We start from the raw sequence: 24,861 nt of genomic DNA, 5'->3' as shown, positions 1-24,861 counted from the left end.
TCCGGCGTAGCGTGTCCGCACCCACTGCGAGGGAGGGGTCATGAGCGACACCGGTTGGGGCTGAGGTCCCCGTAGACTGACGCAGCGGCGCCCCGCCCACTTACCCTGGGCGGGGCGCTGTCGCGTGTGGTCGTCAGAACAGCTGGGAGGCCAGGCACCAGCAGCCACGAGCTTCCCTCATCCGCGGATGATGCCGTACCCACATCGCGTGCTGCACGAGGTCCTTGTGCACGCGCTTGGCAGCGCAGTCCGGCTTGCTGCACTCGAAGCTGCCGTCATGATGCTCGGTCTCTGTGCCCTCGCAGTAGAAGAACCGGGACCGACCTTCCTCCGCAGCCGCCCAACGCTTGTCGTAGGAGGACAGGAAGTCCCAACAGCCCTTGCGCGTGTGGAAGACGGCCGTGTTGTCTCCGAGGTCGGGGCGGATCAGGTTGGGGCCGGGGAAGGTGAAGTGCTTCTGTCGCTTGGTGATGGGCTCCCGGCAGCCGTGGCAGACGCCGGGCATGAGGGCCATCTCCTTCTCCATCTTCTCCGTGGCCCGGGCCATGATGCGCTCGTTGTGGACGTGACGGCAGGGCGGGATCTCCTTGCACAGCCGGCAAAGCGGGTAGTGCTCGGGCAGCGTGTGCCAGTAGTAGTTGTTCGGGCCCTGCAGATGCTGCGGCTTGGCCGTGGGTTCTTCCTCGGAGCGCAGGACGATGGCGCGGGGCCGGCAGTACCAGGTCGCCGGGTCGGGCATGTTCTGCTTCACCCAGGCCTCGCGGTACTCCTTGGGCCAGTTCGCCTGCTCCCGCTCACGGACCTCCACAACCCGGTAAGGGCGGCGCTCCCAGACCACCAGGGTGTCTGCCGTGAGATCGTCGGTGGCCACGCTGCGGACAGGTCCTGGCAACTCGGGCCGCCATTCGTCGGGGTCGTACCGGAAGTGCATCACTTCCCCCTGTTCAAGTAACGGTAGATGGTGGTGCGGGCGACGCCGAGTTCGTCGGCGATGTCCTGCACGGTGTGCTTGCGCTTCCCGTCGTCGCCCAGCTCGTCGTACATCTCCTGTGCGAGCTTCACCTGGCGCGGCTTGAGAGCCTGCTTCCTGCCGCCGACTCGGCCGCGCGCCCGCGCAGCGGCGAGGCCGTCCCGGGTCCGCTCGGCGGTGAGCTCCCGCTCGAACTCGGCGACCGCTCCCAGGATGTGGAAGAACATCCGCCCCTGCGGGGTGCTGGTGTCGATCTTCTGATTGAGCACGATCAGGTTGATGCCACGCTCATTCAGTTGCTCGGAGAGCTCGATGAGGTTCTTCAGGGAGCGGCCGAGCCGGTCGAGCTTGGTGATGACGAACTCGTCGCCCTCGCGTGCGGCGATGAGGGCCTTGTCGAGTTCGGGTCGGGAGGCGAGCTTGCCGGACGCCTTGTCGACGAAGATCTGATCGCACTCGGCGGCCTTGAGGGCGTCCTCCTGCGCGTCTGGGTTCTGGTCGCGCGTGGAGACGCGGCCGTATCCGATTCTCATGACCTCACTGTAGCGCTTGCTAACCCATATCGCTACATAGTTCATGACACGAGTTATCGTCACTTCTGCCCTGCAGCAACGGAGTTGAGCGCGCACCCGTCGACAGACACTCGTTTCTCGACGCCCCCCAGATGGGGCCGTGCACGACGAAGGGCCCCACTCCATGGAGGAGCGGGGCCCTGGCGTATGGCATGTTATCGAGACTGTGTAGCGCGCTTGACATTCACCGCGAGAGACGAGAGTCTATGTGTAGCGCGCTACACAAGGTGGCGCCGAGAGGGGGAGCCCGCCATGACCGCCATCACCGCCGAGCAGATCGAAGACCTCTTCCACGGACGCGTCAGCAGCATCGACCTCGCCAACGACCAGCAGCTCACCCGCGACGAACTGATCGCCTACATCGGGGCCTGCGACATCGACACCGACGACGACGGCACCCCCCTCGACGACCAGTGGCAGATCCTCGCCGACGTCCTCGGCGCCCCCGACCCGAGCAACACGTCGGAACTCGTCGACGTCGTCGCCACCGCCAACGCGCTTAGCCAGACCGCGTTGTCCCCCTTCGTGGCCACCGTCTACGACCACCACGACGCGGTGAGCATCATGGTCCGCGACCTGACCGCCGAGGCAGCCCTCGACCAGGACCCCGAGACCATGCTCGACACGGCCCCCTACACCACCTTCGGCGACCTCGGCGAATACCCCGGCGGCCTCACGCACCCCGCCGTGAAGCGCGCCGCCCTCGACTGGCTGCACAGGAACGGATGGGAGACCATCGCCGACCGGGACCGCATCATCGCCGGGTATGCCGACTCCCTGTGGCGCGTCACCGAGCCGCTCCCCGTCCGCCCGGCCACCGACGACCTGTCGCGCATCGCCGTGGCTGCTAGCCGCATCGGCCAGGCGGAGGAAGCCAGGGACGAGGCGATCCGCAAAGCTCTCGCCGCCGGACACTCCGTCATCGCCATCGCCAACGCGGCCGGCTTGTCCCGCGCTCGCATCTACCAGATCCGCGACGGCCGCCGCTGACCATACGAAGAAGCGCCCCCGCTCCCCACCGCTGTACGCGGCGAGGGGCGGGGCGTTCTCTCGTCACAGCCCGGCAACAGCTTCACTCTGCAACCACATGTGGCATACCGTGTTCCGTCCAGCAACCCTGGGGGGACTCATGCGCACACGCGCCGCGGCAGCCACTGCCGCCCTGCTCCTAGCCGCACTCACTGCCTGTGGAGGCGGCGAGGACAGCACGAAGCCGGCGGCAGCACCGAAGTCGTCCGCCAGCAAGTCGGCGAGCCCGAAAGTGAACTGCGACGACACGTCGCTTAGCCAGACCGACTGGATGAAGCACTGCTCCGGCGGTGCGGGCACCGACGGGGACGCTGCGGCGGAAACGAAGGAACTGGCATGGGGCAAGCCGGCCCAGACGGTTGGCGCTATGACACCCGTTGGTGGCCAGCCGGGCGGCGGTGACCTGGAGGTCACCCCGACGACGGTTGTCTACCAGAAGACGGCGATGGGCAACACGGCGGCGAACGGCGTGTACGCGATCATCACGGTGCGGGACAAGGCGACCGGCGAGAAGGCCGCAACAGAGTCCGCGATGATCGAGGGTGGCGGCTGGCAGTGGATCGCCCCCGATGGGCAGGCGCTGGCTGAAGGTGAGAATGACGCGTCCAGCATCACGCCGAACGGTTTCACGGGCGGCGGCATGGTGAAGGCCGGGACCTGGCAGTGGGGCACGGTCGCGTTCGATCTGACGGAGGCGCAGCGCGGCGGGACGCTGGCGTACACCGACGGGGCTGGCGCGACGTTCAAGTGGAAGGTCCCCGCTAAGGACAACGGGCCCGAGCTGGCTGCGCTGAAGAAGGGTATGGAGGGCGACTACTAGCAGCACGGCGAGAGGCCCCCGCCGTCGCCCGTGATGGGCGGTGGCGGGGGCGCTGTCATGCGGGGTCGGTGCCGTCGGCCCAGGCGCCGTCGGGGTACTGCGGTTCCTGGAACGGGTTGGTGGCCGGCTGCGGGATGGGCGGCGGTTCCTCCTCGCCGAGGGCGATGAGCGCCGTCAGGTCGGCGGCGCCGGGCTGTGGTCGGGGCTGCACCGGGCGGGGCGGTTCGGGCACAGTTCACACTCCAGTTCGGTAGTACGTCTCCACGTCGTCGGGGGTCTGCTCCGGGGTGCCGCCCAGCTCCAACACCTGGTCCCGCAACGACAGCGCCCACCGGGACAGGGAGTAGAGGACGCCGCGCACGCGCACGATCTCCTGCTTCGTGGAGGTCAGTTCCTCGCGCAGCTCCTGCTTGATGGCGTCGAACGCGGCCCGGTCCTCGGCGCGCTGGTTCGGTTCGGCCTGCGCCAGCGCTGCCGCCCGCGTGGCCTCCGCTGTAGCAGCCGCCGCGCGTGTGGTCGCTCGTGCCGCGAAAGCGCCGGCCACCACCGCGCCTGCCGTGCCGAGCACGGCCACAATCCCCGCCAGCCAGTTCACGGGCTCTTGCCTCTCCGGGCAGGCCGCGGGTGGGGGACCGAGTATTCGGGCACCGTTGCCGCCCACATGATGACCCCGACATGCGAGGTGAGATACCAGACGGCGAGGAAGCCCCCGCGGGAGAACTCGCCGGTGACGACAGCGGACGTGTAGGCGACAGCCCACACGGTGGGGGGTACGAGGGCGGCCACGAAGCCCCAGCGGTCGCGACCCACGCGGAGGAGGGCGCTGCTGGCGGTGATGAGGCCGCAGATGATCCACAGCCAGGCCCAGTGGCTGAGGGGGCACAGCGAGGTGAGGAGACGCAGCCCTTCAGGGTTGGGCTGCGGGATGACGAGCATGCCGATGCCCCAGCAGGTCTTGCCCGTGCCGAGGATGAGGAGGAAGGCGCCGCGGCGGCCCAGCGCGTGACGCAGCCACCGGGCCGCCCGGCAGGGCATCAGACCGCCGTCGGGCCGGTGGGCGCGGTGGGGCTGGACGGTGTCACCTGCGCGCGGGTCAGCAGGGTGAGTCCGGCGAGCACGAGCGTGTTGATGGCGCCGATGGTGGCCTGGCTGACGTCGTAGCCGAACGCGGCGACGGCGGTCGCTCCTGCAGCGACGATCGCGGTGAACGCCTGCGGAGCGACCGGCCTCGTCATCGCGGCGGCGATACCGCCGAGGATCGCGGACACCGCGGCAACGATCGCGCCGGCCTGGTCCGCGGTCAGCCCGGTGAAGCCGAGCGCCACGATGAGGCCGAGCACCGCCGACAGGCAGTTCAAAACGATGACCGGTTCTCTGCCGAAGATCTTCATGACGGTTCCGTTCTGGTCGGGTCAGCTCTGGACGTTCGACGCGATGAGCCGGTTGAGGAGGTTGATGACGGTGTCGAGCTTCGCGCTCAGCTCGTCGTAGTGGGCGTCGCCGTACTCCAGGTAGTCCTGAGCGGCGACCTTGCGGGGCTTGCCGGCGGAGTCCTTGCGGAACTGGTTCTCGATCGGGCGCTGCCAGACGGCGTCGGCGATCTCCTTGGCGGTTGGCATGTCGTCCTTCGTGGGCGTCTGCGGCGGGGCGGTCTTGATGCCGGGGCCGGCGGCGAGAGTGGCGGCGACGTCGGCGCGCACTGCGGGCATGGCCATGATCTTGTTGGGGGCGTAGCCGGGGTCCCACTTGTCGGAGGACCACTCGCCGTGCGCGATGACGGACTTCTCCGACCAGCCGTGGAAGTCCAAGATGGCCGCCGACAGCTTGAGGGCGGCCTTGTACTGGGCGTCCGTCATCTTGTGGCTGCCGCTGTACTGGATCTCGACGCCGTAGAAGTGTGCGTTGCCGTCGACGCCGTTGCTGTTGCCGCGGGTCGGCTTCAGCTGGCCGGTGTAGTCCTCGTTGATGACGTGCTGGAGGACGGCCGGGTCGCCGCCGCCGGCGTGGTTCGCGCGGCCCCAGCCGACCAGGTAGACGGTGCCGTCGGTGCCGATGCTGAAGTGGCAGAGCGGGCCGGGCAGGTCCGACAGCCCGTTGTACAGGGTGCTGCCGGCGTAGGCCCGGCCGTCCTTGACGTCAACACCGGTGTGGTGCCAGATGAAGCCGTTGACGCCTCCCCAGGCGCCCTTGCTGTTGCGGTTGTGGGTGGCCCAGCCGGGGATCTCCACGTAGTGGAGGCCCCACTCCTTCAGCTGGGCGACGACCTGGGCGGAGGTCATCGGTGTGGCCATGCAGGTCCCTTTCTGGGCATGCCAGCGGCGCCCAGTTCCGGGGCGCGGGCGAGTGGTGGTGCGGTGGTTAGAGGCTGGCGAAGGTGCCGTTGAAACCGACCCACGGCGGGAGGACGCGCGCTTGGATGCCGTAGAGCCGGAGCCAGCCGTCGGTGGTGACGTCCAGCTTGAGGGTGATGCGCTCGCTGTTGATGTCCGAGCAGGGGACGGTGATGGTCCGCAGTGTGCTGGGCCGAGCGCTGGCCGGGAGTTGGGTCGTGTTGAGCTGGTAGTAGTCCGGGAGCGGCCCGTAGGAGGTTCGGCCGATGCCGCCCCGGAACATGATCGTGTCCTCGCCGGCGAAGTTCACGATCCTGTACTGGAAGGTTCCCTGGCTGTTTCCGTTCTGGGTCCAGCCCGAGGCCAGCGGGACCGTGGTCCAGGTCCGGCTGCCAACGGACACGGTCACCCAGGCGGAGCCGTCGTACAAGTCGAGACGGTCGGCATCCCGGATCCAGGTGAGCATGCCCTCGGTCGGCGGGGACAAAGTGGCTCCGCGGGCGGAGGCGGACGCGAAGGACATGACGCCGCGTTGGGCGAGGCCGTTGGCTATCTCCTTGGCGAGCTTTTCAGCGTCGGGCGCGTCCGTGAGGGAAGCGATCTGGATGCCTTGCCCGTAGTCGTCCGGTACCGGCATCAGCCCTCCTGCGGCCAGTCGAGCGCTGAGCTGGTGGTGACGGGCGCGGTGAACTGGTCGAAGGTGTAGCCGCGGCTGGTGAACAGGTCGCGGAGGGCTGCGGCGATATCCGATGCGCTGACCGTCTGGAACTCCGGATACTCGCCGGGGTCGTAGACGAAGCTGATCTGTCCGTAGGCGTCTCCGCCCTCCGTGGAGCGCACAGCGGTGGTGGTGAAGACGGTTCCGGGGGGGAAGTTGCTCGCCATCTGGGCTCCTGGCTAGTCGAGTGAATACTGGATGTTGTTAAGGGACACCCAGGGCGGTCGAATGATCGGTGTGGAGTAGGTGTCGGTACCGGCTGTGGTGGTGCCGACGATCTGTACGGTGCCGTCCGCCTGAAAGTCGATCTTCACTGAGAGGGATGACGAGCTCGCCGCGGAGCAGGCCGCGGTGACGGAGCGGCGGACAGGGGGTCGCAGCGAGGCGCCGAGCGGCGACGAGAGCACGTTGCCGCTGTTCGGGATGGTGTTGGACGTGTAGGTGATGCCGATGCCGCCGCGCCACTGCATCATCCGGGTGCCGGCGACCACGACGACGCGGTACTGCACGTCACCGTTCGAGTTCCCGTTGTGTGAGAACCCCGAGACGAGGGTGGGCTTGACCCAGCCGGTGTCAAGGCCCGTCGACAGGCGCCCCATGGCGAGCCAGTTGCCGCTGCTGGATTGCGTGAGGACGGCGATGTCACCGACGGCCGCGCCCTGGTAGCCGTCCATGCAGCGGGCGGTGATGCCGTCGGCAGTGAGGCTGCCGTCCCCGGCGACCGCGGTGACGATGGCCAGCCGCCAGTCGGCGCCGCGGACTGACGGAGCCCGCTCCCCCGCACGCTGGGATGCCTGCTGCAGGGCCCATTTGAGGTCGCGATGGACGGCGTGCGGGGACTTCACGCGTCCTCCTTGGCGCTGATCGTGGCGATGGGGAAGTCGCCTCCCTCGTCGAGCGGCACGCTGAAGGAGGCGACCTGGTGGAGTTCTCGGGTGCCGTCCGGGTGGGTGACACGGATGACGTCGCCCGGCTCAAGTGCGGGGTTCGGCAGAGAGCTGAAGTCGCCGGTCGCGTTCGGCGCCTTGGCCGCCGCCAGCTTCAGGTTCGCGGCAGCAGCGCACGCGTTCGTTGTGGTCAGCGTGCTCGACGAGTAGAACATCGGCCGTCGCCCGAACGGGCCGCCCCAGTACGTCGGCGAGCTCGGGTCGCTGTCGACAGCCAGGTAGGAGACGGGTGGGGCGTTGTCGGCCGTGTTCTCGCCGCGGGCCAGCACGCCGTTGTAGACGTTGTCACTGCTCATGGCGCGGCGGCCGGAGACATACACGCCGCCCTCGGTGGCCTCGACCGACCACACCGGGGTGGTGGTGGACAGATCGGGCAGCGCGCCGATGACGAACGTTCCGTCCGCGTTGGCGTACACCTCGGCGCCGGCCGCTGCGGCGATCTCTTGCACGCCCGCCCACGGGTCCGCCTCGACGTCGAAGGTGCGGGAGCCGATCGGAGCGTCGGTGATGCGGCTTACGACGTCAGCCGTGGGGATGCTGCGCTGGATCAGGGCGGTCACCGCGCCGACCACCGTGCCTGTGGCCTTGTACGGGGCGGTGAACTTGTCGTCGGCGACGACCGCTTCCAGGCCCTTGCCCTGCAAGGTGACGGGCCCGTCGGTGATGTCGCCGTCGACGCTGTCGAGCCGGAACACGCCGAGCGGCACCAGTTCGCTGCTGTCGTCGCCGTAGTCGACGCCGCGGGATACCAGCAGTCGGGCGCCGTAGGTGGCGAGCTGATCCGACGGGGTACGCGGGATCAGACTCGGATCAGCGACGGTGACCGTGCAGGTGCGACGGATGGCCTGCGACCGGTCCACGGTGACGCTGCCGCCGGTGTGGTCCAGCTCAATCACGCGGCCGTCGGTCAGCAGCAGCTGGACCTGGGTGGCGACCCGGTGGGACTCGGCGAGCCGGGCCAGGAACCGGTCAGAGACGGGGTACACAGTTCACCTCTTTCGCCGGTCGAGCAACACGTCCTCCCAGGTGGCGTATGTATCGAGGACGTCCTGCCAGGTAGCGAACTCGGTGAGGATGTCCTGCCAGGTCCGGCCGCGGGCGCCGTTGATGCCGGTCGTGATCGGCATGTCGGCTTCCGTGAGGGGCAGCGTCCAGTCACGCCACGGTTCCTGTGCCGGCCCGCCGACCCTTGATTCGGTGACCTGGGCGACGTTGACGTACATGTCGTCCACACCCAGCCCCGGCGCCGCCTGCCAGAGGAGGACGTTGCCGCTGTCGAGCAGCAGGTGGAGAGCCTTACGTTCCTCGTCGCTCCTGGTCCAGATGGCGAGGTCGCCCTCCAGGCCCTGCCGCTGTCCGGACAGGACTACCTTGTTTCGCCGGCCACGAACTACGAAGCTGGACTGCTCGATGGGGCGCTGCCAGTCCGGGGCCTTAGACACCATCACGAGTACGTTCCGCTGCGGGTTGCCAGGGTCCTTCAGCCAGCAGGTGTTGGCATCGGAGAGCGTCAGCGCCACGGTCGTCGATGACCTCGTCGACGCCAGCGTGCCGGGCGCCGAGTAGATCTCGATGAAGTAGGACACCGTGGTGTTGAGCGGTGCTTCGTGATCTTCGATGACCATCGCATCGGAAAGAATGGAGTCCTGGTCGATGAGTCCGTCGCTGCCGCGGACCAGAGTGCGGGAACCGTCGCCGCCCACTCGGTACACGGAGATCAGGTCACCGACCGGCAACTCGCGAAGCGTCAGCTCGATGTAGCCGTCTGCGTCGAAAGCCTTCACCGCGGTCTGCGGCAGCACCTGCCACAGCGCTGCCGCGTCCACATACATCACCGACGAGGACGCGGAAGCCGCAGCTATCACCTCGATCGCGGCCTGCGCAGTACCGGCCGGAGCCACCGCGTCCGTGATCAGCTGATACCAGCTCCCAGACGGCAGCGAGTATGCGGTCCCGGTGCTGACCCCGAGATCTCCGCCCACCGCGTCGTACCAGCGAATCTTCACCGTGACCGTCGACCACGAGCCCGCACCGACCTTGGCCATGATCTGGGCTCGCCAGTTAAGGCCCGGAGCCTTCGGCGCACCGGCCTTCGGTGAGCGGATCGTCGACGCGGTCGCCGTGGACGAGGACACCGCCAGGCTGTAGCTGCCGAAGTAGGCGGCGCTGCCCCACGGCGTGGAGCGGGCAAGGGTGGCCACTCCGGACGGCACCGTCCAGCTGCCGGTGTCCTGCTCGAAGTTGGCGCTGATGTGCGGGATGATCGACCCGCTGACGAGCGGGACGGGCTGGAACATCACCAGCTGATCGACCCGGAGCACCTGCCCGGCTGCCGCTCCGTCCAGGCCAACCGCCACGGCCGAAGTCGCGGCGGTGGTCGGTGCGTTCGCGGACACCCTTTGCCGGTAGAACCCGCCCGCCCCGGGCGGCGCGAGATACGCCCTGGTCGCCTGGATCTGATTGCCGTTGACGTCGTAGAAGCGCAGCTCGATCCACGCCTGCGACGACAGCACCGGCGGCGACAGGTAGCAGTAGGCCATGTACTCGGCGCCCGGTGTCACCGATGGGCGGTCCACCGTGGTCATCGCCGCATTGCCGGCTGCGGTCACCGTCATGGCGAGCATGTGGCCGCCGGCTGTGTAGTAGTTCGCGGGCCAGGTGGAGACGGGGACCTGCCTGCTGATGGTCGCGTTGACCTCAGCCACCCACCCCGAGGCGTCGATCTCGGTAGATTCGACGTTGAAGGCGAACAAGTTGCCGTACTGCCTCATCGGGAGGCCGAAGAACACGTTCTCGTAGTAGTGGTAGACGTTGGCGGCGGCCGGGGTGGACGACAGAATGACCTGGGCTCGCGTGGTGCCGGCCGGGGCCTGTCCGGCCACACTGACCCGGTGCCAGGACGAGGACGCAGTCATCGTCGACAGCGACCACGTGGTGCCCAGCACGGTACCGGCCTTGTCGAGCCAACGGATACCGATCCGTTCCGGCACCGTCCCGCTGGCGTCGGCGAACGTGTAGTACACGGTGCCGGCGGTCACGAGAACGGACCCGACGATCCGGGCCTGCATCTCTCCGGCCGCCGTGCTCTTTACCGCCAGGCAGCCGTCGCCGACCCGGCCGCCGGTGCCCTTGCTGATGGTGCAGTTCAGCTGGGGTGTCCAGCCCGTCACCACCGGGTCCATCGACGATGTGGCCGCGCTGAGGAAGTTCCCGGGGATCGCCATAAAACCTCCCTCAGCTCGCGTTGAGCACCTGCACCAGCTGCTGCTGGTGATCCTGGATACGCACGTCGATGAACTGGCCGAGCTCACCCTCACGCGTGTGCAACTCGACGACGACCGGCTGCTGCGGGCTGTCCGCCCCGCGCACGGCGGCTCCATGCAGGTCGGAGAACTGCGACGGGGTGAGCACTGCCTCCGGCTGGCCGAGGCCGTTGTACATGAGGTTCATGCCAGGAGGCATCCAGCCGCCGGAGTCGTAGCCCTTGGGCGGCAGGGTGGCGTTCGCCTGCTGCACGTTGGTGATGGTGCCGTATCGGGACACGATGTAGCGGATGGCTGCCGACACGTTCGCCACCGGGTCGAGGATGCCGCGGGACCGCAGCGCCTTCGGCACGAAGTGCGCCCAGGTCGGCGGGATCGTCTGGGCCAGGCCCTGGGAGGGGATCCCGTGCCGGGCATTGATGTCCGTCCGGTTGATGGCTCGCGGGTTCCAGCCCGACTCCCTCTGGATCAGGGTGTTCAGGCCGGCCAGCCACTGGGACATGAGGCCAGGCGGCGGAACGTGCGCTGCAGCAAGCGCCTGCTTGAGGATGGCCAGTCGGTGGCCCGTGGGGATGATGCCGCCGATCGGGCCGCCGCTGTCGCCGCCGCCGAAGGACACCAGGCCCTTCAGGCCCTTCAGCATGAGCTGGGGCATGGACCAGGCCATCTTGCCCCACACCGTGCCCTTGATCTTGTCGAGCGGCTTGGCCAGCTTGCCGATGAGGCTGGTGAGCGCCTTGCCGGGGTCCTTGAGGAACGACGTCGCCGACGAGAAGACACTGCCGATCTTCCCGCCGAAGCTCCTGAGACCGCCGAGGATGCCGCCGTCCGCCATGAGCTGACCGCCTGCGGCCTCCCACAGGGCCAGCGCCCGCGAGCGGTAGCGGGGGTCGGTGGGGATGACGAACTCGGGGTGCTGCGGCCGGCCCTCGCCCACGATCGCCGTAGGCCGGTTGAAGACGCCCGGTTGCACCGGGAGCATCCCGCCCTGGGCGAGCTTCGGCAGCTCGTGCAGCTCAGGGACCCCGGGAATCCAGCCGGTGACCTTGTCCCACACCTTGACGATGCCGTCGTTCCACACCGTGCCGATCACGAAGTTGATCGGCGCCTTCGTCGCGCCCTTGATCTTGTCCCAGGCGGTCTTGATGTCGTCGCTCATCACGTTGAACGCGCCCGCGACCGCGGTGCCGAGCGTGTCTGCCCAGCCGGGGATGGTCTTGGTGAAGAAGTCCCGGATCGGGTAGAGCGTGTTCTTCTTGATCGCCCCCCATGCGTCCGAGATGCCCTGCCTGATGGAGTCCCAGTGCTTGATGATTCCTACGACGGCCAGCCCGATCGGACCGGTCAAGGCGCCGAGGATCCACGGCCAGTGCCCCTTGACCCAGTCGATGACCGTCTGGAAGGTGTTCGGGATCGTCTTCGTGAAGAAGTCGACGAACGGCCCCGAGAACCAGTCAATGACCGTTTGGGCTGCACTTTCGATGGCGTCCCAGGCGGTCTTGATGGCGTCCCGGAACCAGGCGCAGTGCTTCCAGAGTTCCATGATGGCCAGGGCCACGCCGACAATGGCGAGGACGATCCAGCCCCACGGGCCCAAACTCATGACCAGGTTGAAGGCGGTCATGGCCGCATTGACGGCCAGTTGCCACAGGGCCCACAGCTTCGTCGCGAGGAACAGCCCGTAGATGGCAACCACGAGTTCAGGTGCGTTGGTGGCCAGCCAGCCCACGCTCTGCGCTAGCGCGCCGATCACCTGCAGCAGAGGACCGGAGACCGGGGTCAGGGCAGAGCCGATCGACAGGACCGCATCCGCGATCTTGCCCAGGGTGTCGGCGATGAGGGGGCCGTGCTCCGACGAGTACGACAGGAACCGCTCGAACTCCGGACTCCCCTTCAGTCCTTTGCCCCAGTCCGCGAATCGGCCGGTGATGGTCTGCAGATGGCCACTGATGCCGTCCATGTGCGGCAGGAAGGCGTCGATGACACCGGCCATGCCGGTGATCACGTTGCCGAAAGCGACGCCCAGCCCGGTGATGGCCGGCTTCACGTTCTGCTGCAAGTCCTTCTTGAAGCCCTGCCAGAACGGCTTCTTCAGGTTGGCGGACGCACGGTCCTGAAGGCCCTTGATGGCGTCCGCGGCCTGCGTCACGAACGGCGTCAGGGTGGGCAGCATGTCCCGCAAGCCGACCAGAGCCCTGGTGAAGATCGGCATCACGGCAGGTTGCAAGCTCTTCGACCAGTCTCCGAACGCTGATTTGAGGTCGAGGAACGCGTCGAAGGTGTCTCGCGCGGCCGGCGTGAGCTTCGCTAGCTCCTGCTGGTACTTGCCCTGGGCGATGGCCGCCTGGTCTACGCCGCCGGCCGCCGACAGTGACGCCGACGCGACCTGTCGCTGCGCCGACGCGACGGCGTCCGCGGCGCTCTGCTGGGCGACCGCGACGTTCGCGGTCGCCTCCGACACCCGCTGTTGTGCCTCGGCCACCTGTTTGGCGGTTTCCACCTGTGTCCGGGCAGCCTCCGCCTGTGCGTCCTTGACGGCCTGCTGCTGATCCGCGACGCCCCGCTGGGCCTGCGCCAGCCGGTCTTGAGCCTGCTTGTAGGTGTCGGTGCCCTTGACGCCCGCCTTGTTCGCGGCGTCCGTCTCCTGCTTCAGCCGGCCCGTCTCGGTGGTCTGCTCCTTGAGCCGCTGCACGGCCTGGTCGTAGGCCAGCAGCGCCTTCTGCTTGTCCAAGTCGGTGGACTTAGCGTTCTTCAGGACAGCGTCCCGCTGGGCCGCCGCTTCCTTCAGCTGGATCTCCGCATCCCGCTGCGACAGCTGGGCATCGGCGAGCCTGTTATTGAGGTCTTCCAGCTCCTGGCCGGCCTGCTTGCGAGCTGCGGTCAGGTCGAGCTGAGCCTGCTTCGCTGCCGTCTGCGCGTCCGCGAGGGATCGCTCGGCGTCCTGCACGCGGCGGGCCGCCTCGGCGTTGCGCTGCGCGGCCTGTGCCGCCGCATCCGCGGCAGCCTGCCGGGCCTGCTTCACCTGCGCCTGGGCCTGAGCCACCTGGCGGGCGCCGTTTCGCTCGGCAGTAGCCAGAGCCTGCGCCGCAGACGCCTGCTGCAGCGACCGGGATGCGGCTTGCGACGCCGCCTGGCCGCCCCGGAAAGAAGCGTTCGTGGCGGCATCCTGCGCAGCCTTCTGCGCCTGCATCACGGTGGCCATCTGTTTGAACGCGGGTACAGCCACCAGTGCGATCCCACCGACGCCAGCCGCAGCAGCCGTGGCCGCGGCAGCGATCGCGCCGAGGCCGGCAGCGATCACCGGCAGGACCGGGAGGATCGCCGGGCCGAGAGCGATGACTGCCGCGGCCAGGCCGCCCAGGTTGGCGGTCGCCGCGTGCGTGTCGACGTCGATATCCACCGACTGGCCGTCCAGCCGGTTGATCTCCGCCTGGAACGCGGCGAGCTGTGCCGCCGCGGCCCCCGCGTCCACCCGCACGGCCACGTTCGCAGAGGACGCAGAGAGCCGTGCCAGTCGCTCCCGCAGGCGGTCCATGGCCGCGACGGCGTCCGCCTCGCTGACGTCGATGCCGATCCGGACGTCACGCAGTGCCTGCATCTGCGCGCGGATCTGGTGCAGTTCTCGTTCCGCGTCCGACGAGTCGGCTCGCAGCCGGATCTCCGGCATGCTCGCCATCGCCGCTTCGAGGCGGCTCTTGAGCGAGCGAGCGAACGTCGACCCGGTCTGCGCGCCCTGCCGTCCTGCCTGGACCTGCGCCTGCTGCCCGCCACGCGTAACGCCCTGCACCACGGCGCGAGCCAGGTGGCTCGTCACGTAGCGGCCGAGGACACGGCCGAGCTCGTCACCGACCGAATCAGCGGCAGGCAGCAGCTGCTGCTGCATGCGACGGCGCACGCCCGTGGCGTTGGGCAGGACGTCGACTTCTACGGAACCGACGGAGATGGCAGGCACTGGAAGCCTCCTTCCAGCGCCTAGGCGGCGCCCCCTTGCAGCAGTTGGAACAGCCGGGCGGCAGACGTCTCCGTGAGCTGCGCCTTCTTCCGCTTCGGCGGTCGGACGCCTGGGCGGCGGATCGGCTCAGGCGGGTCCGGCCGCTTCGCCTTTTTGTCCGTGTTGACACAGATGAGGGTGTGTTCGACGCGAGCTACCCGATCGGCGACCGTTGCGACGAGCTGCTCCAGGTTCGACCAGCGGGCCTTTTCCGGCTCGCCGTTGGCCGCCTGCTCTGCCAGTTGGTCCTCGGGCAAGGCGTTACGCAGCGCAGTCCAGGTCGCCGACTCCGGCGGGAGGTGTTCGATCAGCACGCGAAGGCGCCGCCACGACATCTCACCGCGGTGAACGTCGAGGAGGTCGACGCCGTTGTAGTAGCGCAGCAGGTCGGCCTCTACCGCCTCCGCGTGCGCCTCGACGACGGCGCGGGTCCACCGGAGTTTCCCAGGCTCTCACCCGCGGCCTCCGCCGCGGTCCTCGCGAAGTCGAGGAAGTCGGCGATCGTCGGGTCGAGCTCCAGGTACAGCTCGAAATCGTCCGGGTGCAGCACCTTCTCGGCGAACCCGTCGAGGTTGCCCTGCTGCAGCATGCGCTGCCAGGACGATCGCCATACCGTTGCCGGGACGACCTGGACCTCCTCGCCGCACAGCTCGGCGGTGACGTAGTGACCTTCGGCCTCGATCTCCTGGGCTTCGGCCTCAGTGAGGTCGGGCTCGTCCGGCGTCTGCGCTGCGGACGACCGGGGCGGGCGGGATGCCGCTCGGGCGGCGGTGCGGGGTTTCCGGCTGGTGGTGGTACGCGTGTTGGCCACGGCGCGGGCCTCCTTCGTTCAGGGCGCGGGCAGGGGTGTGAGGTGGACGGGCCGGGCCCGCGCCAGGGTGGCGGCCCGTCCACCGGCTCAGGACCCGGTGTAGTTCTCGGTCTCCGGGATGCGGTCGAAGTGGTACACCGTGTTGCCGGCGCTGTCCGGGTAGGCGGTGATCGTCCACTCGAAGCCCGCGATTTCGTCTTGTTTGTGGGTGACGTCGGAGCGCTCGGTGATCTCGCCCTCGGGCACGTAGAAGCCGCGCTGGAAGTTGTCGCCGTCGAGGACGATGAACCACCACGCGCGCCGGTCCGGGCTCGGACTCGCGGTCTCCGCGAAGGTGGTGAGTCCGGCCGTCGGAACGAGGTCGGCAGAGTCGACGCGGTACTGCAGCGACTGCACGGTGGTGCGGCCCGTCTCCCACGCCGTCAGCCCGAAGGTGCGCAGCGACGAGGTGATGGCGGTGCGGATCGGAGCGGTCAGGCCCCACGGAGTGAACGACTGCGAGTCCTCGTTGAAGCCTTGCACCAGGCCGTCGTCGCTGATCGCGCCGAGCGGCGACCACGGCGCGGTCGGCTGGATCGCCGGATCGCCGGGCGACGAGGTCCCGAGAGGGGCCACCCAGCCGGCACCGTTCGCGCCGACCTCCAGAAGGTCCGCCGCGCGGGTGATGTTGACCATGAAGGGTCTCCAGACATGCGAAGACCCCGCGGCAGGCGGGGTCGGATAACAGGGTCCGGCGCGGGCCCAGCCGGTCAGGAGACCGGGTGACAGTAGATCTCGTAGGTTGCCCCGACGCGGCGGAGCCGAGTGTTCTCGTAGGGACGCACAGCCGGACGGGAGATCGTCCCTGTCCGGCCGATGACAGCCGTGACGCTGACCGAGCTGCGCAGCTCCCCCAGCACCCAGGCGCGTACCTCGGCGGCCAGTGCGATCGCGGCGGCCCGGGTCGAGTGGTAGACGTCGATGTCGACGAGGACACGGTCCAGGCGGATCCCGTCATCACCTCCGCCGACTACTTGGATCTGGATCGTCGGCAGTTCGTCACCGAGTGCGTTGTCGAGCTCGTCGCGCACCACTGCGGAAGGGAAGCGCGCCGTCGCACGCCGAATGAGTTCCAGCTCGACGTCCACCGATCCAACGTCGTCAGCCATTGACGCCACCCACCTGAGCTGCCCGAAGGAGTACATGGTGGGCGCGGACCTTCTCCGTGCCGTACTCCACCCAGCGGGCGTAGTACGACGTGTTACGGACGTAAGCCACCGCCCGGTCCCGGTTCCGGCCGCCCCGCGTGGTGCTCGCGGTCTCCCACGACGCCTTGTACTGGCCGGCCGTGGGCCCCTTCTCGTAGACGGGAGAGATCGCCACCGCCACCGACTTGATGAGTTCGGCCCGGCGCAGCATCTCCGCCCGCATGCCCGGCATCCGCAGCATTTGCCCGACACCCTTGCGCTTCATCTTGAACCGCGCAGGCATACACCCTCCTAGCCAGTCACCCGGTCCGCAGCGAACTGCACCGGGCCGCGGGTCCCGGTGAACGGGGAACGGCCCCAGTCCCCAGGCTCACCCGTGATGTCGCAAACCACGCCTCGGATCCGCACCCGATCGGTGGTTCGCAGCACCGTGCCGGCTGGGGCGTACACGGTCCACCCGACGATGACCGTGTCCCGGCCCTGCTGCTCAGCCCCACCCACCGCGGGTGCCTCGGAGCGCGGGGTGACGACGCAGCCCGGCACATCGAAGGACTCGTCCGGGCCGGGCAGCGGGTGCCCCCGGTCGTCCCGGCCCGGCGAGGCGCCAGTGCGCAAAATCCGCACCGTCTCCCCGAGCGGATACGGACCGGGCATCAGATGTACCCCCAGCCGGGCTCCCACTCCAGCGGGGGCCCATAGCCGTCGTCGACCGGGTAGGTAACCGACGGGTCGGCAGTGTCCGGGGTCGGATCGACAGTGAACGCGCCACCGCGGCCGGCCAGAGCCTTGAGCGCCGTCTTGTCGGCCTTCGTCAGGTACAGGCCGCCAGATCCCTGCGGGCGCTGCACCGACATCGGGCCGATCGTCTCGTAGCTGACGGCCTGCGGGTTGACGTAGCTGCGGCCGGCCACCGACAGCACAACTGCTGTGGCCTGGTCCGGTAGTGGCTTGACCACCGTCTCGCACAGGGCGATCGCCTGCTGGATCAGCAGGTGGGCCCGGTCTCCGTTGATCTCGGACAGGTCCAGGTAGAGTCCGAGCTGCTCGGCTGTCGGCGGTACGAACGCCATTGCCACCTCCTAGGCCAGGGCCTCCACCGCGTCACACCATGCGGCCAGCTCGCTGGTGGGATCCAGCTCCGCCGACCGGGCCTTGGCCCGCTTCGACGCCAGCCGATACTCCGCAGACTGCAGGAGCTTCCGCAGGACTGCCTCGTACCCGTCCACGTCGGTTCGGTTAACAAAGATCCCCGCCTCGCCAAGCGACTCGCAGAGTCCGGGCGTCGGGTGAGCCACGACCGGGATGCCCGAGGCGAGCGCCTCGACGCCGGCCCGACCCCACGACTCGTAGACCGACGGCATCAGCAGGACGCGGGTCCTGGCGTACACCGTCTCCCGCATCAGGCTGCCGGGCACCTGCTGGAGCACCTCGACGTTCGGCAGGTCCGGGAGGATCTGCTCGCCGTAGGCGCCCGCCACCGCGAGGAACTCGGTGTCCGGCATGCGGCGGGCCAGCGTCTCCAAGACCTGACCGCCCTTCTCCTTGTTGCAGTTGACGAGCGTGACCTTCCGGCCCGGCTTGGTGCGGTACTCGTCGGCGAACACCGGGGGCCGCACGATCAGCGTCCGGTCCGGCCGGATGGCCTTCGGGTACTCGGCGTAGAACAGCTCTGCCTCGCGGGCCATCCACTGGCTGTTGAGAATCGCGAGCGCCACGCCCCCAGAGGCCGCGTCGCGGAATGTCGTCCGGTGTGTGTTGTGGCAGATCGCCACCACCGGCTTCCCGTAGCCACGGGCCAGTGCTGACGTGGACGGCACGTTCTCCAGGTGGCTGACGAGCACGTCTGCCGTGCGGACGGCCGTAGCGAAGTCCAGGCGGGCCTGGAGCGGCACCACGTGCACGCCGTCCAGGTCGTAGGACTGGCCGCCACCGGAGTACCGGGACAGCCACACCTGCACTTCGTGACCACGCGCAACGAGCGCCCGCAGCATCGAGTGGACCATCCACTCGGCGCCCGCGTTGTGCCGGGGCGGGTAGCCGTGCAGCCGGGCGATGACGCGCATCGCCCGGCCCGCACCTGCCGTCACGAGGCCCCGGCGGTCGCGACGTACCGCACGAACGCCTCCGGGTCGCCGAGGACGAACCCGTAGTACGCCTCGGCGAGGAGCAGCACCAGGTTCTCCTGGAACGCGGAGTGCACGCCGCCGTCCTCGTCGATGTACGTCGCCTCGCGGCTGATCTTGACGGAGATGTCCATGCCGACGCCGTAGGCGGCCTGAGACCAGTCGCCGCCGATCGCCCGCAGGCCGGAGTCGACCGACGTGGACTGCCGGCGCACCTTCCCGGAGACGCTGCGCGAGTAGGCGACCGGTTCGCCGACCAACGTGCCGGCCAGTGCCGCGCCGGTGCCCGGCTGGGTGGTGTCGACGAAGATGGGCTGGCCGGTGGTGTCGGTGGCCTTCAGCAGCTTCGGCTTGAGCCGGTTGTCGGCGACGGTCCCGGTGTAGTCCCAGTCGTCGTCGATGATCTCTTCCATGCCGTTGACCAGGTCGGTCCAGATGCCGCCCGTGGACTGGCCGGTCGTGCCGAGGACGACCTCCTTGGTGGTCATCGCCAGGTAGTCGGCGAAGGGGCCGGTGGCGCCCTTCATGGTGCGGCCGTGGATCGTGGCCCGGTCGAACGCCCGCGAGAAGGCGGTCGGCAGGTCGTTCTGCAGCTGCGTCCACAGGCCGGCCGCGTTGGACTCGACGACCTCCATCGCGACCGGGATGAGGACGGCGATCTTCTTGCCGCTCATCTGCTTGATGTCGACGCCGCCCGTGGACAGCGGCTTGCGGCCGGCCTGGTCCACCCAGTCCGCCGTGGGCACGTCGAGCGGCACGGGCACCGCGGTGTTCGCGGACATCGACAGCGGCACCCGACGGGCCAGCGACATGACGGCCGACTGCTCGACGGACTTCTCGAAGATGGGGCCCACCAGGGTGGGCGGGAGGAATGTCGGGTCGACGTCCGACAGCTTGATGGGATTGGTGTGAGCCATGGAGGGCTACCTCTCTCAGCGCCCCCGAGCGAGGGCGCCCTTCATGAAGGCGTCGAAGACGGCGCCGGGTTCGGAAGTGGATCGATTGCCGTTGCCCGAGGAGCCCTGGGTGCGGTCCGAGCGGGGCGCGCGGGGGGAGTTGTCGACCTGCTTGGCCAGGTGCGGCTTGCGCTTCAGCAGTTCGGCCAGGCCGTCACGGATGCCGTCCGTGTCGATGTCGCCGTCGTCGCTGACGAAGCTGTCCAGGTCGAGGAAGGCGTGGGCGTCGTCCGGGTCGGCGAACTCGGCCGCCGCCAGAGCCCGCACCTCAGCGCGCACGGCCCGCTGCTGCACGGACCGAATGCGCTCCTGCGCCGCGGTGAGCTGCTCGGTGAGCCGCTCCTGCTCGGACTTCTGTGCGTCCTCCAGTTCGCGGGCCTTCTGCGCCAGAGGTTCGAGGTCGCTGGCCTTCGTGCGGTACTTGGCCGCCTCCCGACGCAGCCTCTCGATCTCCTTGCGCGCGGCGTCCGGGTCGGCCCACGGGTCTGCCGGCTTCTGCTCCGCCTCCGGGGCGGCTCCAGGGTGCTGCGTCTCCTGCTCGACCTCGGGGGTCTCCTCGTTCTCGGGCATGATGAAGTGGCCCTCCAGGGGCTGAGAAAGGCCGCCTCCAGGACGGCCAGGGGTGGGTCAGTTCGAGCCCGGCAGCGGATTGCTGTCGTGCTCGGCCAGCGCAAGACGGAACCGCCTGAGCTGGTCGCCGGAGTGCGGCGCGGCGTACTCGCGGTAGAGCCGCTCCCACTCACGCGCGTGCGGAGACAGCTCGAACCGCTGCCCCCTGAACACCGGGACCACGCCGCAGTGGCAGCCGTCGTGCGCCCGGAAATCTGCCGTGTCCTGCTTGTACACCGCGCCGCGAGCGGCTAGGAGCTTGCAGAATGCGCACGCGCCCAAGGCCGCCGAGCGCGCCCATGCCGTCGCCTGCCGGTCCTGCCGCACCGCCTCCTGGACGGTGCCCCGGCCCGTGTCGGCAACGAGCTTCTGCGCCACCTGCTCGGCCTTCGTCTCCGCCTGCGCCAGCCGCACATCCATCGGCTGTCGCTGCGCGTCCGTGGTCTGCGGGTCATCCGGGTCCCGCGGCCACAGATCCTTCGTCGCCCACCGCAGTGACGCCTCCGTCTGCTCCTGCGGCGGCGGCTCGGTGACCGGCACGGTGAAGGCGCCCGGTACACCGGCCGCTTCACGCTGCGCGTCGTAGAAGTCGGCGGCCAGATGCGACGAGGTCCGGGCGTACTGCTCGACGATCGCGTGCATCGCCGTGAGCCAGTCCGGTACCGACTCCCTCAGCCGCGAGGGCAGGATCAGCCGGCGTAGACCGCGAACGTCCCGGACGAGGAGCCGGGTCAGGCCGAGCTGGGCAGCCCGGTACCGGGCCGCGGCGTCACCGCTATCCGAGACCGTCGTCGCCACCAGTCACCTCCGCCGCCGTGGGCAGCTGGGCGTTCTGGTTACCGAGCGCTGCCAGACGTTCCATCAGCTGGCCGCCGGCCGCAGCGCCTGCGCTACGCCGCCGGTCGATCGCGACACGGCGCCGCTGGTCCTCGGTCAGCCCCACCATCTCCAGGACCACATCCGAGTCAGCGGGCAGGATGCCTGTCTGTACCAGCTTCGCCGCCGCGTCCACCTGGGCGGCGAGGGTCGGTGTCGCAGGGTTCCGCCACACCGTCTCGATCCGGCGTTCCTTCGGCGGCGGCTCGCCGTCGCGGAACCACAGCGCCAGCCGCATCGCGTCCCGGTGCGTCGCCGAGAAGCGTCGGATCCGCCGCTCGGCCTTCTTGATCTGGGTGTTGTCCGCGTATCGGATGGCATCCGCCGATGCGGGGTTGTCGCTGGTGTAGCCGAGGACGTGCGGAGCCACGCCGAGCTGCGATGCCATGATCCGCGCGTACAGGTCGATGATCTTTGTCTGCCCGGACGGATCGTGCGCCTGGAAGACGCCAACGGTCGGCACCTGCCCGTCCTCGTCCCGCTCCAGCGCCAGGACCCGGCCGATGTACGTCTCCCAGGCGTCCTTCGTATTGCCCTCGGCATCCTGGAAGGCGCTCTCGGAGGCGCCGAGGATGTAGCGCTGCGGGGCGCCGAAGAACTCCGCCGCCACCTCGATGCCCATCAGTCGTCGGCAGGCCGCGTCCGTGATCGCCATGACCTCGGGCGTGATCTCGCTCTTGCCGACCCGGTCCGCGGTGCGTTGGCGGTTCGCCATCCGCAGCACCGGCACCATGCCGAGATTGTGCTGATCCCGGTCGAAGACCTCCCAGCCATCCGAGGTCTCCGCCGCGTAGACCGTCTGATCCTGCAGATACAGCGTCGCGATCCGCACACCGTCCTCGACGGACTCCCGCAGGGCCGCCGTCGCCATCCGCAGCCGGGCGTCCCAGAACATCGTCATGTCCAGCGGCGACTCGAACGTGATGAGCGGCGGATCGCCCTCCTCGCCCGACCCGACCGCCACGTACTCCCGGCCGTAGGTGAGCGCGTCCAGGTGAGCCAGGCTCGACTCGTCGTACAGGTCGTTCGACTCGGCGATCTCCTCCAGATCGGACGAGTCCGAGCCGTCCGCCCAGCGGAACGCCTCCAGGTCCAGGCGCTGCTCCAGCGACTCCACACCGATCCGTGGCCAGCCAATCACCGTATGCAGGCGCTGCAACTGCGGCGGGATGCTGATGCCCAGGTCGCGGACGATCTGCTCGCCGTTGAAGTACGCGTCCAGCAACTCCAGCCTGAATCGGCAGCCGAGAAGGTCCGTCCGCAATGCCGTCAGCAGCTGCCGCTCATCGTCCGACAGCGTCAGCAGCGGCAGGTCAGGAATGGCAGTAGTCACCGCAGCACCACCACCCGTCCCTTACCGCGCGCCCGCGAGCGCTTCGCCCAAGCTGGAGAGTTCATCAGCATGCGACGCAGCATCCGCGCCCCGATCGCGCACACCGCCAGGTCGACCTTCCGGGCCGACTCACGGTGCTCCTTGCCGATCGTGTAGCCCCACCGATTCGTCCGGCGGCGCGCGTTGACGATGTGCTGCCGCAGGCGCTTGTGCCCGTCGTGCGGCACCTGCCGCTCCAGCACATCCCGGTAGAAGCGATCCACGGCCTCCGTGAACACCTGCTGGTTCCGTCCGTCGCGCATGTCCCACATCACCGCGTGCTGCCGCGGCCCAGACGCCACCGCCTTCAGCTTCAACCGCTTCCCGTACCGCTGCGCCCAGGCATCGATGTAGCCGTCCCAGTAGCGTTCGCCGTCCGCGTCATCCTGGCCTGCGCCCGGGTCGGCGAAGAACGCGAGAGGCTTGTAGCGGGCGAAGACCTGGTCGACGACACCGTCCACCTCCTCGCGCGGCACCCGCCACGGCCGGTCACCCGGCCAGTTCGCCGGGCGCTGCCACACGCCCAGCGTCTTCACGAAGCCGTCCGACAGGCGGCAGCCGACCAGGCCCGTGGCGTCGTCCGACTTAGAGCCGTCGAAGAACAGCACCAGCTCGTCGCCTTCCTCCAGGCTCAGGCCCTCGTGCGGGTTGGCGTCCCACTCGTAGCGAGCCAGGAACGCGTCCTCCGCAGCCACGATCTGGTTGAACCAGAACCGGCGGCTACGGCTCGGCGGGTTGCGGACGTCGAGGATCGACGCCTTCAACCGCTCGATGTCCAGCCACACCGAGTCCCCGCGGACCGCGCGCAGCGTCGGCACGATCCACTCCTCGGTCAGCTTCGCCTCGGCCGGAGCCTCCAGGCTGTCGTAGAACAGGCCCGTGTCGGCCGCCCGGCCGGCCTCTGCCGACTCGAAGGCCTCCCGGGTCCGCTCCGCCACCGAGTCCTCGCCGGGCTCGAAGGCGTTCGTGTCCGCCAGCGTCCGCGCCTGCCCGTCCGCCGACTTGGTGGCGTTGCGCTCGATGACCGCAGCCATCTCGTGCCCGCCGTTCGACTCCACCCAGTGGTGGGTCTCCCCCATCGAGGTGAACGTCGGCCGCCCGCCCTCCAGGGCACGAGGCGAGGACGTGACCGCCTCGATGCGGGCCCGGCCCTTGTCGGCGTAGATGATCTCTTTACCGAGGTCGATGCGGTACTCCTCGATCGCCCGCTTCGACAGGATCGACGGGAACAGCGTCATCGTGTTCCTCGTCTGATCCTGCGACACCGCGGCGATCTGCACCCAGGCCGCCGGATGTTGCACACCGAGCGGCTGTCCCGCCGGGACCCCCCACTCGTTGCCCTCGTCAGCAATCCCGCCGAACCGGCACGGGCCGACGAACTCGAACGCCGCCCACGTCGCTTTGACGGGGTCCTTGCCCCAACCCTTCAGCCGCTGCAGCACCCCGTCCCGCCACAGGAACCGGTTCGTCGCCGGGTCCATGGCGTACCACCACAAGGTCAGGCGAGCCTGCTCCGGGGTGTACTGCCACGCCTTGCCGACGTAGTGCTGCAGGTAGGTCGCCGTCCAGGCCAGGCAGTGCCAGCCCAGCGTGTACTCCGGCAGGACGAACCGCCCATCCGGGCCGCGCTTCCACGTGGGCCCGATCGTGAAGGGCTCGACGACCTCGGGGGCGTCCTCGTCAGCCACCCGCGAGGTCACGGTAGGCGTCCAACGGCTTCACCGCGGCCAGCTGCGGCCCGGCCGGCTTGCGTTCCAACTCGATCCGCGCCCGGCGCCGGTCCCCCTCCGTCGTCAGAAGGCGGGCCATCACGCTGTCCAGCGCGCTGACGTACTGCCCGTTCGGCGGCTTGTCCGAGGAGAGGCCCCGGGACATCAGCTCCGCCGCGTACCGGGCCATCGCCCAGTCCGACGGCTCGTAGAAGGCGGCCTGCCCAGAGTCGCGCAGGGACAGGTACCAGTCGGTGGCGATCGGATGCCACAGCGGATCGGGCTCCGGCAGGTCCGGCAGGTCGGCCGGCTGCCCGGCCGCGGCCTGGACCAGCTTCGGCCCGTCGTCCTTGTTGCGCCGCCGACGCGCTTCGGAGCGCTCCGGTATGGGTCCACGAGTGCCCATGACGACCTCCAGGGTCAGGCACGCCACCAGGGCGCGCGGGGCAGATGCGATGCGCCGGCCGCGCCGCCTCCAGGGCGGGCGCGGTCACGGCCTGTAATCGAAAGGGCCGGGGTCCAAGGAAACCCGTACAGACAGTCAGGTGCTATACGGCCCCGATCCCTGAAGATCGCGG

Annotated in this window: 28 protein-coding genes; 2 read left to right on the top strand and 26 right to left on the bottom strand. The window is 69.0% G+C overall.

Annotated features, from left to right (window positions below; translation table 11 throughout):
• Positions 1–133: 133 nt before the first annotated feature.
• Together AB0E91_RS31055 and AB0E91_RS31050 are read right to left on the bottom strand one after the other, a co-directional pair.
• Positions 134–871 (bottom strand): hypothetical protein, encoded by a 738-nt coding sequence (locus AB0E91_RS31055; protein WP_361788647.1) that lies wholly within the window; start codon positions 869–871, stop codon positions 134–136.
• 59 nt (positions 872–930) lie between these two features.
• Positions 931–1,503, bottom strand: coding sequence for a recombinase family protein (locus AB0E91_RS31050; RefSeq protein ID WP_359534891.1), 573 nt, complete (start codon positions 1,501–1,503; stop codon positions 931–933).
• 291 nt (positions 1,504–1,794) lie between these two features.
• Between AB0E91_RS31050 and AB0E91_RS31045 the strand changes: the two genes are divergently transcribed.
• Together AB0E91_RS31045 and AB0E91_RS31040 are read left to right on the top strand one after the other, a co-directional pair.
• Positions 1,795–2,532 (top strand): hypothetical protein, encoded by a 738-nt coding sequence (locus AB0E91_RS31045; protein ID WP_359534892.1) that lies wholly within the window; start codon positions 1,795–1,797, stop codon positions 2,530–2,532.
• Positions 2,533–2,671: 139 nt separating this feature from the next.
• Positions 2,672–3,391, top strand: a complete 720-nt coding sequence (locus AB0E91_RS31040) for a hypothetical protein (protein ID WP_359534893.1) — start codon at positions 2,672–2,674, stop codon at positions 3,389–3,391.
• Between the two features lie 55 nt (positions 3,392–3,446).
• Here AB0E91_RS31040 and AB0E91_RS31035 read toward each other — a convergent pair whose 3' ends face one another.
• The 24 genes from AB0E91_RS31035 to AB0E91_RS30920 all read right to left on the bottom strand — a co-directional run bounded on the left by AB0E91_RS31035 (position 3,447) and on the right by AB0E91_RS30920 (position 24,689).
• Entirely contained in the window at positions 3,447–3,623 is a 177-nt protein-coding gene (locus tag AB0E91_RS31035; RefSeq protein WP_359534894.1) for a hypothetical protein, read from the bottom strand.
• A 3-nt stretch (positions 3,624–3,626) separates the two neighbouring features.
• Entirely contained in the window at positions 3,627–3,986 is a 360-nt protein-coding gene (locus AB0E91_RS31030) for a hypothetical protein (RefSeq protein WP_359534895.1), read from the bottom strand.
• On the bottom strand, positions 3,983–4,426 hold the full coding sequence (locus tag AB0E91_RS31025) for a hypothetical protein (protein ID WP_359534896.1): 444 nt from the start codon (positions 4,424–4,426) through the stop codon (positions 3,983–3,985). Before AB0E91_RS31025 ends, AB0E91_RS31030 begins: the two co-directional genes overlap by 4 nt.
• The gene (locus tag AB0E91_RS31020; protein WP_359534897.1) at positions 4,426–4,782 is read right to left on the bottom strand and encodes a hypothetical protein; all 357 of its coding nucleotides are present in this window, start codon (positions 4,780–4,782) and stop codon (positions 4,426–4,428) included. The genes AB0E91_RS31025 and AB0E91_RS31020 overlap by 1 nt, the downstream gene beginning before the upstream one ends.
• Before the next feature lie 21 nt (positions 4,783–4,803).
• On the bottom strand, positions 4,804–5,682 hold the full coding sequence (locus tag AB0E91_RS31015) for a peptidoglycan recognition family protein (protein ID WP_359534898.1): 879 nt from the start codon (positions 5,680–5,682) through the stop codon (positions 4,804–4,806).
• Between the two features lie 67 nt (positions 5,683–5,749).
• On the bottom strand, positions 5,750–6,358 hold the full coding sequence (locus AB0E91_RS31010) for a hypothetical protein (protein WP_359534899.1): 609 nt from the start codon (positions 6,356–6,358) through the stop codon (positions 5,750–5,752).
• On the bottom strand, positions 6,358–6,606 hold the full coding sequence (locus tag AB0E91_RS31005) for a hypothetical protein (protein ID WP_359534900.1): 249 nt from the start codon (positions 6,604–6,606) through the stop codon (positions 6,358–6,360). Before AB0E91_RS31005 ends, AB0E91_RS31010 begins: the two co-directional genes overlap by 1 nt.
• A gap of 12 nt (positions 6,607–6,618) precedes the next feature.
• Entirely contained in the window at positions 6,619–7,284 is a 666-nt protein-coding gene (locus tag AB0E91_RS31000; protein ID WP_359534901.1) for a hypothetical protein, read from the bottom strand.
• Positions 7,281–8,372: a DUF5047 domain-containing protein gene (locus tag AB0E91_RS30995; RefSeq protein ID WP_359534902.1), complete on the bottom strand. Its 1,092-nt coding sequence runs from the start codon at positions 8,370–8,372 to the stop codon at positions 7,281–7,283. Before AB0E91_RS30995 ends, AB0E91_RS31000 begins: the two co-directional genes overlap by 4 nt.
• A gap of 3 nt (positions 8,373–8,375) precedes the next feature.
• The gene (locus AB0E91_RS30990; protein WP_359534904.1) at positions 8,376–10,610 is read right to left on the bottom strand and encodes a hypothetical protein; all 2,235 of its coding nucleotides are present in this window, start codon (positions 10,608–10,610) and stop codon (positions 8,376–8,378) included.
• Positions 10,611–10,620: 10 nt separating this feature from the next.
• Positions 10,621–14,601 carry a transglycosylase SLT domain-containing protein gene (locus tag AB0E91_RS30985; protein ID WP_359534905.1) on the bottom strand — a complete coding sequence of 1,327 codons (3,981 nt, stop codon included), beginning with the start codon at positions 14,599–14,601 and terminating at the stop codon, positions 10,621–10,623.
• Between the two features lie 20 nt (positions 14,602–14,621).
• Positions 14,622–14,954: a hypothetical protein gene (locus AB0E91_RS30980; RefSeq protein ID WP_359534906.1), complete on the bottom strand. Its 333-nt coding sequence runs from the start codon at positions 14,952–14,954 to the stop codon at positions 14,622–14,624.
• Between the two features lie 80 nt (positions 14,955–15,034).
• Positions 15,035–15,451 carry a hypothetical protein gene (locus tag AB0E91_RS30975; RefSeq protein ID WP_359534907.1) on the bottom strand — a complete coding sequence of 139 codons (417 nt, stop codon included), beginning with the start codon at positions 15,449–15,451 and terminating at the stop codon, positions 15,035–15,037.
• Positions 15,452–15,538: 87 nt separating this feature from the next.
• Positions 15,539–16,126, bottom strand: coding sequence for a phage tail protein (locus tag AB0E91_RS30970; RefSeq protein WP_359534908.1), 588 nt, complete (start codon positions 16,124–16,126; stop codon positions 15,539–15,541).
• A 74-nt stretch (positions 16,127–16,200) separates the two neighbouring features.
• A complete protein-coding gene (locus tag AB0E91_RS30965; protein ID WP_359534910.1) occupies positions 16,201–16,599 on the bottom strand; it encodes a hypothetical protein in 399 nt (132 codons plus the stop codon).
• Positions 16,592–16,921, bottom strand: a complete 330-nt coding sequence (locus tag AB0E91_RS30960) for an HK97 gp10 family phage protein (RefSeq protein ID WP_359534911.1) — start codon at positions 16,919–16,921, stop codon at positions 16,592–16,594. The genes AB0E91_RS30965 and AB0E91_RS30960 overlap by 8 nt, the downstream gene beginning before the upstream one ends.
• A 370-nt stretch (positions 16,922–17,291) precedes the next feature.
• Positions 17,292–17,708 (bottom strand): hypothetical protein, encoded by a 417-nt coding sequence (locus tag AB0E91_RS30955; protein WP_359534914.1) that lies wholly within the window; start codon positions 17,706–17,708, stop codon positions 17,292–17,294.
• A 9-nt stretch (positions 17,709–17,717) separates the two neighbouring features.
• Positions 17,718–18,701, bottom strand: coding sequence for a glycosyltransferase family 4 protein (locus tag AB0E91_RS30950; protein ID WP_359534915.1), 984 nt, complete (start codon positions 18,699–18,701; stop codon positions 17,718–17,720).
• Positions 18,702–18,721: 20 nt separating this feature from the next.
• The gene (locus tag AB0E91_RS30945) at positions 18,722–19,678 is read right to left on the bottom strand and encodes a phage major capsid protein (protein ID WP_359534917.1); all 957 of its coding nucleotides are present in this window, start codon (positions 19,676–19,678) and stop codon (positions 18,722–18,724) included.
• 15 nt (positions 19,679–19,693) lie between these two features.
• The gene (locus AB0E91_RS30940) at positions 19,694–20,287 is read right to left on the bottom strand and encodes a hypothetical protein (protein ID WP_359534918.1); all 594 of its coding nucleotides are present in this window, start codon (positions 20,285–20,287) and stop codon (positions 19,694–19,696) included.
• 57 nt (positions 20,288–20,344) lie between these two features.
• Positions 20,345–21,124 (bottom strand): hypothetical protein, encoded by a 780-nt coding sequence (locus AB0E91_RS30935; protein ID WP_359534920.1) that lies wholly within the window; start codon positions 21,122–21,124, stop codon positions 20,345–20,347.
• Positions 21,102–22,535 (bottom strand): phage portal protein, encoded by a 1,434-nt coding sequence (locus AB0E91_RS30930; protein WP_359534922.1) that lies wholly within the window; start codon positions 22,533–22,535, stop codon positions 21,102–21,104. The genes AB0E91_RS30935 and AB0E91_RS30930 overlap by 23 nt, the downstream gene beginning before the upstream one ends.
• Positions 22,532–24,262: a terminase gene (locus AB0E91_RS30925; RefSeq protein WP_359534923.1), complete on the bottom strand. Its 1,731-nt coding sequence runs from the start codon at positions 24,260–24,262 to the stop codon at positions 22,532–22,534. Before AB0E91_RS30925 ends, AB0E91_RS30930 begins: the two co-directional genes overlap by 4 nt.
• Positions 24,255–24,689: a hypothetical protein gene (locus AB0E91_RS30920; RefSeq protein WP_359534924.1), complete on the bottom strand. Its 435-nt coding sequence runs from the start codon at positions 24,687–24,689 to the stop codon at positions 24,255–24,257. Before AB0E91_RS30920 ends, AB0E91_RS30925 begins: the two co-directional genes overlap by 8 nt.
• Between the last annotated feature and the right edge of the window lie 172 nt (positions 24,690–24,861).

The sequence above is a fragment of the Streptomyces sp. NPDC026659 genome, assembly GCF_040638245.1.
GTDB lineage: Bacteria > Actinomycetota > Actinomycetes > Streptomycetales > Streptomycetaceae > Streptomyces.
The sequence above is the reverse complement of the archived record's forward strand: the minus strand, read 5'-3'. Positions and strand labels throughout refer to the sequence as shown.